Source organism: Pseudomonas sp. L13 (assembly GCF_009935965.1).
Lineage (GTDB): Bacteria > Pseudomonadota > Gammaproteobacteria > Pseudomonadales > Pseudomonadaceae > Aquipseudomonas > Aquipseudomonas lactis.
The window spans coordinates 14,010-28,436 of the sequence record NZ_QODJ01000069.1 but is presented as its reverse complement, the minus strand read 5'-3'; the positions used below and the strand labels follow the sequence as shown (position 1 = coordinate 28,436).

Below are 14,427 nucleotides of genomic sequence, written 5' to 3'. Positions count from 1 at the left end.
CGGCCAGCGTGGTTTAACGGGGCGCCTAAGATCAAAAGCAGATCAAGAGCGGCTCGCTTCGCATCGTGGTTACCGTTTGCTGCGATGGCATCACCTCGGTGCATCTGATACACCGAGGTGTCTGCATCGCAGGCAAGCCAGCTCCCACACAAGCCAGCTCCCACAGGGACCGCGCTGACCTTATGATCAGTGACCCGACGCCGCAGGCCCGGCCTTCGCCGTAAACGGCGGCTTGGCCAGCCACACCAGCAACATCAAGCCCATGAACATCCACCCCAGCAACGTGAAGTAATCCACGGTGGACATCATGTACGCCTGGCTGGTGAGAATCTGGTCCAGCTGGGTATAGGCCTTCTGCCCTGCCCCGCCCAGCGCCTGCAAGGCATCGCGGGTGGTCGAGTCGTAGACGGTGATGTTCTCGCTCATGTAGGCATGGTGCTGGTCGGCTCGGCGGATCCAGATCCAGGTGGTCAGCGACGCCGCAAAGCTGCCGCCCAAGGTACGCAGGAAGGTCGCCAGCCCCGCGCCGTCAGCAATCTGGTGCGGCGGCAGGTCGGACATCAGGATGCTCAAGGTCGGCATGAAGAACAGCGCCACGCCGATGCCCATGAACAGCTGCACCATGGCGATGTGGGTAAAGTCCACTTCGTTGGTGAAACCGGCGCGCATGAAGCAGCTCAAGCCAATCGCCAGGAACGCCAGGCCCGCCAGCAGGCGCAGGTCGAACTTGTGCGCGTACTTGCCCACGAACGGCGACATCAGCACCGGCAAAATGCCGATGGGCGCCACCGCCAGCCCGGCCCAGGTGGCGGTGTAACCCATCTGGGTTTGCAGCCACTGCGGCAGGATCAGGTTGATGCCGAAAAAGCCCGCATAACCCAGGATCAACACAATGGTGCCGATCCGGAAGTTACGGTGCGCGAACAGCCGCAGGTTGACCACCGGGTGCTTGTCGGTCATCTCCCAGATGACGAACACCGCCAGGGCAATCACCGAAATGGCCGCACCGATGATGATGAAGTTGGACTCGAACCAGTCCAGGTCATTGCCCTTGTCGAGGATGATCTGCAAGGCGCCTACACCGACGATCAGACTCAGCAGCCCAACGTAGTCCATCGGCTGGTAGCTGGTGACCACCGGGCGTTTTTTCAGCTGCGCACGCACCACCATCACCGCAAAGATACCGATGGGTACGTTGATGAAAAAGATCCACGGCCAGCTGTAGCTGTCGGTGATCCAACCCCCGAGGATGGGACCTGCAATCGGCGCCACCACCGTGACCATCGCCAATAACGCCAGGGCCATGCCGCGTTTGGCGGGTGGATAAACCGCAATCAACAGCGTCTGCGTCATCGGGTACAACGGCCCCGCCACCAAGCCTTGCAGCACGCGAAAGCCGATCAGCTCGGGCATCGAGGTGGAGATACCGCACAGGAACGACGCCAGCACAAACAGCAGGGTCGCCCACAAAAACAGCTTCACCTCGCCAAAGCGTCGGCTCAACCAACCGGTGAGCGGCAAGGCGATGGCGTTGCTCACCGCAAACGAGGTGATCACCCAGGTGCCCTGCTCGGAACTCACCCCCAGGTTGCCGGAGATAGTCGGCAACGCCACGTTGGCGATGGTGGTGTCGAGCACCTGCATAAAGGTCGCCAGCGACAGGCCAATAGTGGCCATCAACAGGCTGGGTGGCGTGAACGAGGCGTTATTGCTCATCAGCGTTGCGCAGCCTTGGGAGCGGCGACGCTGTTGTCATGGATCAACTGGTTGATCATGGCATCGGCTTCGGCCAATTGGCGGTCATACACGTTGGTGGTGAACGAGGCTTTTTGCGGCGCCTGTTGCGCCAGCACCGGGCCGCTCTGGTCGTGCAGGTCGACGTTGACCACGGTGCTCAAGCCCACGCGCAGCGGGTGCTTGGCCAGCTCTTCGGCGTTGATGTGGATGCGCACCGGTACCCGCTGCACGATTTTGATCCAGTTGCCGGTGGCGTTCTGCGCGGGCAGCAAGGCGAACGCGCTGCCGGTGCCGGCGCCAAGGCTGTCGACGGTGCCGCTGTACTTCACGTCGCTGCCGTAGATGTCCGACTCGATATCCACCGGCTGGCCGATGCGCATATCCCGCAGTTGGGTTTCCTTGAAGTTGGCATCGATCCACAGTTGGTCCAGGGGGATCACCGCCATCAGCGCGGTGCCCGGCTGCACACGCTGGCCCAGTTGCACGGTGCGCTTGGCCACATAGCCGGTGACCGGTGCGATCAAGGTGCTGCGCGCATTGGTCAGATAGGCCTGGCGCAGTTGCGCGGCGGCGGCTTGCACATCGGGATGGGACGAAATCACCGTGTCATCCACCAGGGCATTGGTGGTTTTCAGTTGTTGCTCAAGGTTGGTCAAGGCGTTCTTGGCGGCGGTCAGGCTGTCGCGGGCGTGGGACAGTTCTTCCTGGGAAATCGCGCCGCCCTGGGCCAGGGTCTTGCGGCGGTTGTAGTTGTCCTGGGCGGTTTGCACATCGGCTTTCTGCGCATTGACCTGGGCTTTCATGCCATCGACGTTGCTGTACAGGCCGCGTACCTGGCGCACGGTGCGGGCCAGGTTGGCCTGGGCACTTTGCAGGCCGACGGCGGCGTCGTTGGGGTCGAAGTTGATCAGCACCTGGCCTTCGTGCACCAGGTCGCCATCGTCGGCGCCAATGCTGACCACGGTGCCGGTGACCAGCGGGGTGATTTCCACCACGTTGCCGTTCACATAGGCGTCGTCGGTGCTCTCATTGAAGCGCCCGTAGAACTCATACCAGGCCCACACGCCCACCACACTCAGGATGACGATCAGCGCCAGGCCGATCAGCATCACTTTGCGTTTGCGGGGGTTGGTGTCGTTGGGTTGTTCGGTTGCGTTGGTGCTTTCGGCAGTGGCCATGACAAATACCTCAAATTATTCCGTGCGTGTAGCTGGGGTGGTCGCGGCCACGCTGTTGGCGTGGTACCCGCCACCCAGGGCCTGCATCAATTGAATCGACAGGTCGATCTGCGCCGCATTCAGGGTGGCCAGCTGACGCTGGGCCTGCAGCAATTGCTGCTCGATGCTGAGCACATCCAGGTAGTTACCGATGCCTGAGCTGTAGCGTTGCACCCCGGTGTCGTAGGACTGCTGCGCGATGTCGGCGGCGTGTTGCTGGGCCTGGATCTGCCGGCCCGTATCACGCAATTGCGAAAGGCTGTTGCCGATATCCCCCAAGGCTTGCACCAGGGTTTTGTTGTACTGGGCCACGGCCAGGTCGTAATCGGCGTCGCGGGCATCGAGGTCGGCGCGCAGGCGGCCGCCGTCAAAAATCGGCAACGAGATCGTCGGCGCAATGTTGAAGAAGCGGCTGGCCGAACCGAACATCGCATCGCCCAGCAACGACTCGGCACCTGCGCTCGCGCTCAGGTTGAGGTTGGGGTAGAAGCGGGTCTTGCTGGCGTCGATGTTCTTGCTCGCGGCCTCTACGCGCCAGCGTGCGGCGACCAGGTCCGGGCGGCGGCCGAGCAGCTCGGCAGGCAATACCGCCGGCACGGCCACGGCGCTGGGTTTGAGCACCGCTGGGCGCGCCAACTCTTCACCGCGGTCCGGGCCTTTGCCGAGCAACACGGCGAGGGTGATCTTGGCGCTTTGCAGTTGTTTTTCCGCGTCAATCAGTTGCGACTGGGAGCTGGCTTCCAGACTCTCGGTCTGCTGATACTGGTACTCGCTGTCGATACCGGAACTCAGGCGGCGCTTGCTCAGGTCGAGCATCTGGCGGGTGCGTTTGAGGTCATCGACAGCCAGGTCACGCACGATATGGGCCTGGCCCAGGTCGCTGTAGGCCTTGGCCACGTTGGCGGCCAGAGTCAGGCGCGCGGCCTGCCGATCCACTTCGGCAGCACGGGCCTCGCCCAACGCTGCTTCCCACACGGCGCGCTGGCCACCCCAGAGGTCGAAGTTGTAGTTGAAGCTGGCGCCGATGTTACGCACGGTCGAATAGGCATCGCCCTGCCCGCGAGGGTCTTGGTCCTTGGCCAGGCGCGAACGGCTCACGCCAGCGCTGGCATCCAGGGTCGGCATGCGCGCGGCGTTGGCGGCATAGGCCGCCGCTTCGGCCTGGTGGGCGCGGGCGTCGGCCACTTGCATGTCGGGGCTGTTTTGCAGGGCCTCCTGGATCAGGCCGTCAAGCTGTGGGTCGCCCAGGCTTTTCCACCAGTCAGCGGCCGGCCAGGCGGCGCTCGACAGCGTCACGCCGCTCAGGGACTTGCCGGCTTGCAGGGTGTTGGCGTCGAGGCGCTGGCCCTGGGTATCGAGGCCGCTGTAGTTGGCACAACCGGCCAACGTCATCGCCGCCAGCACCAGGCTGAGTGCGCGTGTGTTCATGATCTACCTACCCGCTGGATCGTGATGGGGTCACCCGCAGCGATCAGCATTTTCTTCAGGATCCGCTCCAGGGTTTCCAGCTCGCCCGGCTCAAGCACGCCGGCCAACTGGTTGAGGGCCTTGGCGCCGATGTGCGGGAGCATGTCCGCCAGGCGCTGGCCTTCGGCGGTCAGCACCAACTGCACCTGGCGCCGGTCCAGCTCGGAACGCTTGCGGCTGAGCAGGTCTTTTTGCTCCAGCCGGTCGAGCATGCGCGTCATCGAGCCGCTATCGAGTGACAGGTTGCGGCACAGCTCCGCCGGGGTATCGACGCCGAACTGGGCCATGATGATCAACACCTTGAACTGCGCGGCGGTGATGCCATGGGGTTCCATATGGGTGTCGATGATGCGGTCTTTGAGGATCGCAGCGCGGCCGAGCAACAGGCCTAGGTGGCAGTTGTGGAAGTTGTCAGGGGTGAAGTGAGGCATCGAAAGTCACCTTATTACTGCCTAGGCAGTGAATGTGTGACGAGATGTTACTGCTTAGGCAGCGAATGTCAAATGGAATAATTAGGTTGCTTGGTAGTTGGCGATGAGTGCAGTGTTCTAAGGATCGTCTGATTTTCCCTACACCCGGCCAACCCTAGAGTACCGGGATGAGATTAAAGAACTACCTCCACCAGATCAGCCCGGTCCTGTCCAACCCCAACGCCGCACGCCGGCTGTTGCGCGTTTTTGCGTTGGTGCTGCTAGTGGGTATTCTCGGTGGCGTGTACAGCTTCCTGCTATTTACCTTCAACAATGAAATCTCTCAGCGGCGCAGCTATATGAGCAGCGCCATAGCCGAGGCACATACCTTTTTCACTACCCGTGAAGCGTTGCTGGGAAGCTTGAGCCTGTCGGCCACGCGCAAGACCGAAATGAACGCGCCGGTATCCGATGAAGAAATCCGCCTGCTGCTGGGACAAACGCCCGGCCAGCAATGGAGCATCTGGCTGACCCAGCGCATGCGTGACTACCTGAAGGCCAAGCAACTCAACCTGTTGTATGTCGGCACTGAGGGCTGCGTGTTGCGGCTGTACAGCGCCGCCCCGGTCACCACCGTTTTTTCCCAGGCCATGCTCAATAAACTGGCCACCCTCAAGACGTCGAAAACCCTTCAAGAGTTATGGCTGACCCATGCGTCTAATGGGCATTCACGGCTGTACATCTTCATTCGCCTGGACGAGCGCGACGTGAACTCCGGCTGGCTCGGCCTGGAAATGGATGACCGCGAAGTCTCCAGCGCCTTGAACGACCACAGTGCCGGCGAATTCACCATGTTCAACGCCGAGGGCATGGCGCTGTTCAGCAATAGCCAGACACCCCCGCCCGGGCAGAACCTGCCACTGCTGCGGCAACAGGACTTCTTCGGGTTCGTCGGCACTGGCTGGCTGCCCGAACAGTTGGTGTTGCGCAAGCAGTTGAGGTCCTCGGATTGGCAACTCACCTATTCCATTGACTTGATCGCTGTGGTGCAGGCGCTATGGCCGCAAATCTTCGGCGCGCTGGCGTTCTGCCTGCTGAGTATCAGCCTGGTGTGCCTGCTGACCCGACGCCTGGAACACCGCTTCATTACCCCCGCGCTGCACCGGCTCCAGGCGCTGGTGGAAAGCGAGTTGTTCAGCCGCGACGTGATCCAGACCGCGCCCGTGGCGCTGTGCGTATTGCGCCGCACCGATGGCCAAGTGGTACTGGAAAACACCCTCGCCCAACAATGGCTGGGCCAGTGCGGCGAGCAGTTGGGCCCGGGCTGGATACACAATGCGTTCGACCCCGCGGCGCCCTGCCTGACGGATTATTTCGAGACCGCCGACGGTCGTCATCTTTACTTGAGCTGTGCGCCCACCCGCTACAAAGGTGAAGACGTGCTGTTGTGTGCGTTCAGCGACATCAGCGCGCGCACTCAGATCGAAGCCGCGTTGCAACAGGCACGCCAATCGGCCGACGCCGCCAACGAAGCCAAGACCCTGTTCCTGGCCACCATGAGCCACGAAATCCGCACGCCGCTCTATGGCGTGCTTGGCACCCTGGAGTTGCTCGGCCGCACCCATCTGGATGCCCAACAGAAAAGCTACCTGCGCGCCATCGAAGGTTCGTCCGCAACCTTGCTGCAATTGATCTGCGATGTGCTGGACGTCTCGAAGATCGAGGCCGGGCAACTGGCCCTGGAACTGAGCGAGTTCTCTGTACAGGCCCTGGTACAGGAGGTGGTGCAGGGCTATGCCGCCGCCGCGCAGAGCAAAGGCTTGCAACTGTACGCCTGCCTCGACCCGCAACTGCCGGAGCCGTTGCGGGGCGATGTCAGCCGATTGCGGCAGATCCTCAACAACCTGCTGAGTAATGCCGTCAAGTTCACCGACGCCGGGCGCGTGGTGTTGCGGGTCCAGGTGCTCAGCCGCGAAGGCGAGCGAGTATGTCTGCAATGGCAGGTCTCGGACACCGGCAAGGGAATTGCCCATCAAGACCAGGCGTTTATTTTCGACCCCTTCTACCAGACCGAGGGCAACAACAACGTGGTCGCTGGTACCGGCCTGGGCCTGCCCATTTGCCTGCGCTTGACCCACTTGATGAATGGCACTTTGCGCATGGTCAGCGAGCCGGGCCTGGGCAGCAGTTTTTCCCTGACGGTGCCGCTGGAGCAGCCCTCATCCAGCTTGCTACCAGCCCTTGCGCAGGCACTGGCGGCGGACGTCGTGTATGTGGTCTCGCCCGTGCTTGAACTGGCGCAAAACCTCAGCGGCTGGCTGCGCCGCTGGGGCGCTCGGCCGCACATCGGCCTGCCGACGAGCCTGGCACTGGAGGCCGATGGCGTATTGCTTGAGCTGTACCCTGATGCGTCGGATTCGCGCCCGCGCCTGGCTTGGCATGGGCCGCGAGTGACCGCCCAGGGGGACGGCGCCCACGAGCCACAGTTCAGCGGCGACGGCTGGCGTGTCAACCTCAATGACCTGAAGGCGATCCAGCAGGCCGTGCGCCATGCCCAGGGCGGCCAACCCGCCTTGCCCCAACCGGCCTGCGAACCACGCGAGTTGCGCCCACTGGGCCTGCATATCCTGGTGGCCGAAGACAACGTCATCAACCAACTGATCCTGCGCGACCAGCTCGAAGAGCTAGGGTGCAGCGTGACCTTGACCCGCGACGGTGAAGAAGCCTTGTTACGCTGGCAGGACGGCGGCTTCGACATCGTGCTCACCGACGTCAACATGCCCAGGCTCAATGGCTACGACCTGGCCAAGGCCCTGCGCGAGCTGGGCTGTACAACGCCCGTCATCGGCGCCACTGCCAACGCCCTGCGCGGCGAAGAGGCCCTGTGCCTGGCCGCGGGCATGAATCACTGCCTGATCAAACCTTTTACGCTGCGAGCCTTGTTCACCGCCCTGGCTCCCTACGAACGAGCCGCCCATGAAGCCCTGTAGCATTCTGATTGTCGAAGACCACCCCTTCCAGCACCTGTACTTGCAGAACCTGTTCAACACCTTGGGCGAGTTTGACCTGGCGTTTGCCAGAGACGGTGAAGCCGCCCTGGCCTGCCTGAAAAGCCGCGACTTCGACCTGGTGTTGACGGACCTGCTGATGCCCGGCATGGACGGCGTACAATTTATCCAGGGCCTGGCCGCGCAAACCTCGCGACCGGCGCTGGCGATCATGAGTGCGGCGTCGCGCCGCATGTTGATGGGTGCCAGCCTGGTGGCGAGCAACCTGCAAGTGAAGGTCATCGGGCTGATTTCCAAGCCGGTCAATGCCGCCGCCCTGCGCTGCCTGATTGATCAACTGCAGGGGCTGCGCCAGGCCCCACTCGCTGAAATCCCTCCCGGCATCGACCGCCAGAGCCTGCTAGATGCACTTGAAAATGACGAATTGCAAGCCTGGTTCCAACCCAAAAAAGCCCTGGACAACGGCCGCATCGTCGCCGCCGAAGCCCTGGTGCGCTGGATTCACCCCGAGCACGGAACGCTGCTGCCCGGCGCGTTCCTGCCGGCGTTGATTGCCTTCGGCCTCGAAGAACGCCTGTTGTGGCGGGTGCTGGAACAGGCGATGGTGGCCCAGGCCCAGTGGCGCCAACACGGCTATGACATTCCCGTGTCGATCAACCTGCCCACTCACCTGCTCAACAGCCACGACCTCCCCGACCGCATCCTCGCTTTCGTACTGGAACACCAAGGCCTACCCGCGCGCATCTGCTTCGAATTGATGGAGTGTTCGGTCCCGGATGACATCAGCAACTTCTACGCCGGCGCCTGCCGCTTGCGTATCAAGGGTTTCGGCCTGTCCCAGGATGATTTCGGCAAGGGCTATAGCTCGTACATGAACCTGGTGTCCGCGCCCTTCACCGAGTTGAAAATCGACCGAGCGCTGGTGCAGGGCTGCAACGCCAACGAAGAACTGGCCCAAGCGCTGACCAGCATTGTCAGCCTGGGCCGTCAATTGGGCCTGACGGTGGTGGCCGAAGGCGTGGAAACCGCGCAAGAACTTGCACTGTTGCGTAAGATCGACTGCACTCAGGTACAAGGCTTCCTGATTTCCCACGCCGTGTCTTCGGATCAGTTCCAGCAATTGCTGACCCATGACGGGCCGGCGAACGTTTATTGATCCGCGCAAGCGTGTGGCCGAACGTCGCTTGCTATAGAGGTCATTGTGTTCACAAGCAGCTCCCTCACCTTCGCCCAGGCGCAGTAATGCACCCGCCCAACGCCTTCCTGGAAAAGCTCGCCAGCAGTTCCTCGCGCCTGAATAAAGGTTTGCTGGTGCTGGGTGCGCTGGTGCCACTGTTACTGGGTATCAGCTACCTGGGCGTACTGCGCATGCTCGACGAGCAGCGTGACACCCTGGATTTTCACTTCGCTCGGCTGATGGAAAATATCCACGAGCAGGAAGTGTTCTTACGCGATGTTGCAGTGGAAAGCGCCAAGGGCGGGATCAAACTGCCGTCTCTCTCCCCACCCTACACACAAAGGCCCCTGCCCGAAGAAGGAGCCAATATCTATGAAGGTCGGGGCCTGCCATTTTCCTTGCCCTACAGTTTGAAAATCAATCCGGAGAAGATCGCCGCCAGCGAATATCAAAAAGTCTTTGCCCTGGGCACCTACATGGCCGACTACTACAGCGCGTTCTGGGCAGCCTCGCATTACCAGTCGCCCCAGATAATGCTGATCAATGGCTCCGACATCTTCGATGTGACGGTGCCTGCCGCCGGCCGGCTGCGCGGAGCGGGGCCAACCCAGATCGATACATTTGTGCAGGTGATGACCCAACTGAACGAACGCCTGCAATTGCAAAACACGTCGCCGCCAGCCCATCAGGTGCAGTGGGCCCCCTACCCCGATACCACGTCTAATAACGCCGCGCCCACCCTGCTGGCTTACGTCCAGATCGACCTGTCCGGGAATGCCCTGAGTATCAACGGCGCCAGCACTCGAGTGCTGCTGGGCTCACTGCTGAGCCTTTCGCAGATCAATAACATCGAGCGGTTGATGGCGTGGTCGATCTACGACGATTTTGTCTTGATCACCCCCGCAGGCCAGGCGCTCACCGGTGCCTTAAAGCCCGGACAAAGCTTGGCCCAGGGCGTCAATTTCAATCGAGATGGCTTGGTATTCAAGCTGACCGGCCCAGGCGCACAACACTGGACGGCGATCTACGTGATCAGCCTGCGCAGCTTCCTCAATTACGCGCTGTGGCCATTGCTGTGGCTGATGGCCTTGGTCGTCGCAGTGCTCGGCTGCGGTCGAGCGGTCAATCGTTGGTACACCGCCCGCGTGATCCTGCCGGCACAAAGCGCCCACGCCAGCATCGCCGAAAGCGAGGCATTCAGTCGCGCGGTGATCGACACTGCACCGACGGGCCTGTGTGTAATCCGCCGCAGTGATCACCAGGTACTTCTGCAAAACCTGCGGGCTCAAACCTGGCATGACAGCCGCCGATTGATCAGCCTGCTCAAGTCGCACACCGAGGCCGGCCAGGCCGACCTCGAGATTAACGGGCGCCACCTGCACGTCGACTTCGTGCCCACGCGCTACCAGGGCCAGGATGCCTGGCTGTGTGCATTGCATGATGTGACCCGGCACATCGAAGATGCCGCCGCCCTGGAGGAAGCGTGCCAAACCGCCGATTCAGCCAACCAGGCCAAGAGCCGCTTCCTCGCCACCATGAGCCATGAGATCCGCACGCCGCTGTATGGCGTGCTCGGCACCCTGGAACTGCTCGGCCTGACCGCCCTCGCCCCACGTCAGCAAGACTATCTGGACACCATCCAGCGCTCGTCCGCCACCTTGTTCCAACTGATCAGTGATGTGCTGGACGTGTCGAAGATCGAAGCCGGTCAAATGACCCTGGAACTTCAGGACTTCTGCCCGCTGGCCTTGACCGAAGACAGCGTGCGCACCTACAGCGCCTTTGCCCAGGCCAAGGGCTTGCAACTGTATGCCTGCATCGACGCGACCTTGCCGGACAGACTGCGCGGTGACCCGCTGCGCATTCGCCAGATCCTCAATAACCTGTTGAGCAATGCAATCAAGTTCACCGATAACGGCCGCGTGGTGCTACGGGTGCGGGTGTTGGAAAACGCGCAGGTGCAGTGGCAAGTCAGCGACACCGGCGTGGGCATTTCCCAGGCCCAGCAACAGCGATTGTTCGACCCGTTCTACCAGGTCAACGATGCCACCAGCCAAGCCGGCGCGGGATTGGGCCTGGCCATCTGCAAATGGTTGTGCGAGCTGATGCAAGGCCAGTTGAGGGTGGTCAGCGAGCCTGGGCTGGGCAGCAGTTTTACCCTGCAACTGGCTCTGGAAATGGTGCCGGGCAGCCTGGCCGATTGCCCCACCTTCGCACCCGGCACTCCGGCAATGTATGTGCGTGCGACAGTGGCTGAGCTGGCGCAACACCTGATCGACTGGTTGGCGCGGCTGGGCCTGGACGCTCGCGCTGTGACGGCTGATGCGCCGCCGCCCTCGGCGCTGCTGGTTGACCTTGCGCCACTCGCCAATCCCCTCGCTTGGCCCGGTCCTCACGTCATCGCGATACCGGGCGGGCCCAACCCGCCGCAATTGTCAGGTACGGCCTGGGCCGTCGATGCCCATGATGTGCGCGCGATTGCCAACGCGATTGTCCTGGCACACCACAATGCCGACGCGTATAGCCCACCCGCGCGCCCGGCAAAACCCCGTCAGTTGAACCTGCGCGTATTGGTGGCCGAAGACAATGTGATCAACTCGGCGGTGATCAAGGAACAACTCGAAGCGCTGGGTTGCTCGGTGGTGGTGGCGGCGAATGGCGAACAAGCCCTGGCGCAGTGGATACCTGGGCGTTACGACCTGGTGCTGACCGATGTGAATATGCCAATTATGAACGGCTACCAGCTGGCCGAAGCGCTGCGCCAGCAGGATAAGAGCCTGCCGATCATCGGCATCACCGCCAACGCCCTGCGCGAGGAAGGCGAACGCTGCGCCGCTGTCGGTATGCAGGCGTGGCTGGTCAAGCCACTGAACCTGGCGACCTTGCGTGCCGAACTGGAAAAACATTGCCAGATCGTCCTGCCGCCGTTGGTCGAACAACCCACGCTGTCACCAACAATGCGTGCGCTGTTTGTCACCACCCTGCGCCAGGATGTGCAGACCACCTTGGCCGCCTTGGGATGCGGTGATGCCAATGCCGTGGCGCAGCAACTGCACAGCATGGCCGGGGCCGTGGGCTCGGTGCAGCTTCAAGCCATGGCCACCGCGTTTATCGAATTGGAATGCCGCCTGACCGGCATGGCCGTCACCCCCGCCCTCGCCCTGGAAGTGCGACAGAACCTGGCGCGATTGAACGCTTTGCTCGATACCCTTGAATAATTTCACTCTGGAATATCAACCCATGGATACCCTCAACGTCGTCATCGCCGATGATCACCCCATCGTACTGGTCGGGGTGCGTGAACTGATCGAGCGTGACCCACGCTTTCGCGTGGTGGGCGAGGCCGTGTGTTCCAATGAACTGGTCAACTTGCTGGCGTCCGGGCCGGTGGACCTGGTGGTCACCGACTTCAATATGCCCGGCGACTCCCCTTACGGTGATGGCCTCAAGTTGGTGGAATACCTGACACGGAATTTTCCCCGCTTGCGGGTCGTGGTGCTGACGATGATTTCCAACCCATTGATCCTGACGCGCCTGCAAGAACTCGGGGTGTTAGCCGTGATTCAGAAGAACCAGCTGCATGACGAAATCCAGACCGCGCTCCAGGCCATTGCCCGCGGTAACCCGGTTCGCCAACACCGGCCACAGCCGATCTCAGTCGTGGATGACGGGGCAGATCTGGATGAACGCTTCACGCGGTTGTCTCCCAAGGAGTATGAAATTTTGCGGTTGTTTGTTTCGGGACAAAGTGTCAACGAGATTGCGCGGGGGTTGAACAGAAGTGCCAAGACTATCAGTACCCAAAAGATGTCGGCGATGCGAAAACTTGAAGTAAGCAGCGATCAAGACCTATTGACTTATTGCATAGAGCGCAACTTATTCAACTAAAAATACTTCGAAAATAATTGAACTTTCTGCTTTCTAAGGATCGTCTGATTCTCCACTAAGCGCGGGCGCCTTATTGTGTTGCTTCAACCCCAATTATGGATAAGCAACATGAAAACGTTCTCTCGAGCACTTCTGGCCCTGTCGATTTTCGCCGCAGCAGGCAATGTCCTGGCAGCTGACCCTGCTCCGACCAAGGCCGGCAGCGGCACCATCAACTTCACCGGCACCATCAACAACGATGCCTGTTCCGTTGAAGGCGCGGGCACCAACAAAACCATTTCGGTGAACATGGGTGAAGTGTCGATCAAGGACATGGGCACCGCCACCGCGCCAAAAGGCAGCGGTACGCTGAGCGCCGAGAACTTCGAGATGAAGATCAACTGCAACGCCGGTACCAAAGTGGCAATGCTCTTTCAACCGACCTCCGGCAAAGGCAGTGGCCTGGTGACCGGCACTGGCGTGCTGAAAGTCATCGACGGCCTGGGCGCAGCCAAGAACATTGGTATTGCCTTGCTGGACTCCAATGGCGCGCTGATCGACCTGAGCTCACCCGCCACCGCGAAGATTGAAAGCAACCTGCAAGACAGCAACGCCTCGCTGAAATTCTCGGCCGCCTATGTCACCACCGGCACCGATCCGAAACTGGCCGTAGCCGGTCGTGGCGACGCCACCCTGCCGTTCACCCTGCAATACGAATAACCCGCACGAGCATTACGGGTCCGTGCAGGGCCTGATCGGCCCTGCACATTCATTCATTTTGCGCGGTAGTCATCATGTTTTATCGTCAATCATTGTCCTTCTGCGTAGGCCTGTTGGGCTTGCTGATGGTCAACCAGGCCACGGCCGGTATTTCGTTGAGCAGCACACGCCTGGTGTTCGATGGCAGACACAAGGAAGCCGGTATCACCGTGCGTAACAGCGGTGAAGACGTGCTGATCCAGTCCTGGATCGACGCCGATGGCAGCGATGCCACCCCGGTTCCCTTTGCCGTCACCCCGCCATTGGTGCGGGTGAGCAACGACGAACAGCAACTGTTGCGGGTGATCTATGAGGGCACGGGCATGCCCACCGACCGCGAGTCGGTGATGTGGCTCAACGTGCAGGAGATTCCCAAGGCTTCGAAGACCCAGAACACCTTGCAGCTCGCGGTACGCCAGCGCATCAAGGTGTTCTTCCGCCCTGCCGGGCTTAAGGCCGAGGCTTACCTGGCACCCGCCACATTGAAATGGCGCCTGGTTGAGCGTGGCGGCAAAAGCCTGCTGGTGGTGAACAACCCTGGTCTGTATCACGTGTCCATTGCCGAAATCACCCTGACCTCGGGTGCACTGCGCGAGCAACCATTTGATTCATTAATGATTGCGCCCGGCGAGCAAAAAAAGTTCGCCCTGAAACACTTCACGCCGGGGCAGACACCCAACTTGTTATTTCGCAGCATTAACGATTACGGCGCGCAAGACCGTTATAGCGCGCAACTTTCCAACTCGGCCGATGTGCAGGCCAGCGCAATTAAAGACACCCCTTAA

General features: G+C 61.2%; 10 protein-coding genes. 6 read left to right on the top strand and 4 right to left on the bottom strand.

The features are described from left to right. Positions 1 to 186: 186 nt before the first annotated feature. The 4 genes from DK871_RS24835 to DK871_RS24820 are packed head-to-tail and all read right to left on the bottom strand — an operon-like array spanning position 187 to position 4,852. Positions 187 to 1,716, bottom strand: coding sequence for a DHA2 family efflux MFS transporter permease subunit (locus tag DK871_RS24835; RefSeq protein ID WP_161906994.1), 1,530 nt, complete (start codon positions 1,714 to 1,716; stop codon positions 187 to 189). Beyond that, positions 1,716 to 2,915 (bottom strand): efflux RND transporter periplasmic adaptor subunit, encoded by a 1,200-nt coding sequence (locus DK871_RS24830; RefSeq protein ID WP_161906993.1) that lies wholly within the window; start codon positions 2,913 to 2,915, stop codon positions 1,716 to 1,718. Before DK871_RS24830 ends, DK871_RS24835 begins: the two co-directional genes overlap by 1 nt. Positions 2,916 to 2,930: 15 nt before the next feature. Next, positions 2,931 to 4,382 (bottom strand): efflux transporter outer membrane subunit, encoded by a 1,452-nt coding sequence (locus DK871_RS24825; RefSeq protein ID WP_161906992.1) that lies wholly within the window; start codon positions 4,380 to 4,382, stop codon positions 2,931 to 2,933. After that, the gene (locus DK871_RS24820) at positions 4,379 to 4,852 is read right to left on the bottom strand and encodes a MarR family winged helix-turn-helix transcriptional regulator (RefSeq protein ID WP_014718945.1); all 474 of its coding nucleotides are present in this window, start codon (positions 4,850 to 4,852) and stop codon (positions 4,379 to 4,381) included. Before DK871_RS24820 ends, DK871_RS24825 begins: the two co-directional genes overlap by 4 nt. Before the next feature lie 167 nt (positions 4,853 to 5,019). Between DK871_RS24820 and DK871_RS24815 the strand changes: the two genes are divergently transcribed. The 6 genes from DK871_RS24815 (at position 5,020) to DK871_RS24790 (ending at position 14,427) form a co-directional block, all read left to right on the top strand. Next, complete coding sequence (locus DK871_RS24815; RefSeq protein WP_161906991.1) at positions 5,020 to 7,821, top strand: ATP-binding protein; 2,802 nt, start codon at positions 5,020 to 5,022, stop codon at positions 7,819 to 7,821. Then, complete coding sequence (locus tag DK871_RS24810; protein ID WP_161906990.1) at positions 7,808 to 8,995, top strand: EAL domain-containing protein; 1,188 nt, start codon at positions 7,808 to 7,810, stop codon at positions 8,993 to 8,995. The genes DK871_RS24815 and DK871_RS24810 overlap by 14 nt, the downstream gene beginning before the upstream one ends. A gap of 86 nt (positions 8,996 to 9,081) precedes the next feature. Then, positions 9,082 to 12,234 (top strand): hybrid sensor histidine kinase/response regulator, encoded by a 3,153-nt coding sequence (locus tag DK871_RS24805; RefSeq protein WP_161906989.1) that lies wholly within the window; start codon positions 9,082 to 9,084, stop codon positions 12,232 to 12,234. 22 nt (positions 12,235 to 12,256) lie between these two features. Continuing rightward, positions 12,257 to 12,904, top strand: coding sequence for a response regulator (locus tag DK871_RS24800; RefSeq protein ID WP_161906988.1), 648 nt, complete (start codon positions 12,257 to 12,259; stop codon positions 12,902 to 12,904). A 108-nt stretch (positions 12,905 to 13,012) separates the two neighbouring features. After that, positions 13,013 to 13,603, top strand: a complete 591-nt coding sequence (locus DK871_RS24795) for a fimbrial protein (RefSeq protein WP_161906987.1) — start codon at positions 13,013 to 13,015, stop codon at positions 13,601 to 13,603. A 74-nt stretch (positions 13,604 to 13,677) separates the two neighbouring features. Continuing rightward, positions 13,678 to 14,427, top strand: coding sequence for a molecular chaperone (locus DK871_RS24790; RefSeq protein ID WP_161906986.1), 750 nt, complete (start codon positions 13,678 to 13,680; stop codon positions 14,425 to 14,427).

Coding starts and splice junctions, on each gene's coding strand:
- DK871_RS24835 (WP_161906994.1), bottom strand. CDS start 1,716: ATGAGCAATAACGCCTCGTTCACGCCACCCAGCCTGTTGATGGCCACT.
- DK871_RS24830 (WP_161906993.1), bottom strand. CDS start 2,915: ATGGCCACTGCCGAAAGCACCAACGCAACCGAACAACCCAACGACACC.
- DK871_RS24825 (WP_161906992.1), bottom strand. CDS start 4,382: ATGAACACACGCGCACTCAGCCTGGTGCTGGCGGCGATGACGTTGGCC.
- DK871_RS24820 (WP_014718945.1), bottom strand. CDS start 4,852: ATGCCTCACTTCACCCCTGACAACTTCCACAACTGCCACCTAGGCCTG.
- DK871_RS24815 (WP_161906991.1), top strand. CDS start 5,020: ATGAGATTAAAGAACTACCTCCACCAGATCAGCCCGGTCCTGTCCAAC.
- DK871_RS24810 (WP_161906990.1), top strand. CDS start 7,808: ATGAAGCCCTGTAGCATTCTGATTGTCGAAGACCACCCCTTCCAGCAC.
- DK871_RS24805 (WP_161906989.1), top strand. CDS start 9,082: ATGCACCCGCCCAACGCCTTCCTGGAAAAGCTCGCCAGCAGTTCCTCG.
- DK871_RS24800 (WP_161906988.1), top strand. CDS start 12,257: ATGGATACCCTCAACGTCGTCATCGCCGATGATCACCCCATCGTACTG.
- DK871_RS24795 (WP_161906987.1), top strand. CDS start 13,013: ATGAAAACGTTCTCTCGAGCACTTCTGGCCCTGTCGATTTTCGCCGCA.
- DK871_RS24790 (WP_161906986.1), top strand. CDS start 13,678: ATGTTTTATCGTCAATCATTGTCCTTCTGCGTAGGCCTGTTGGGCTTG.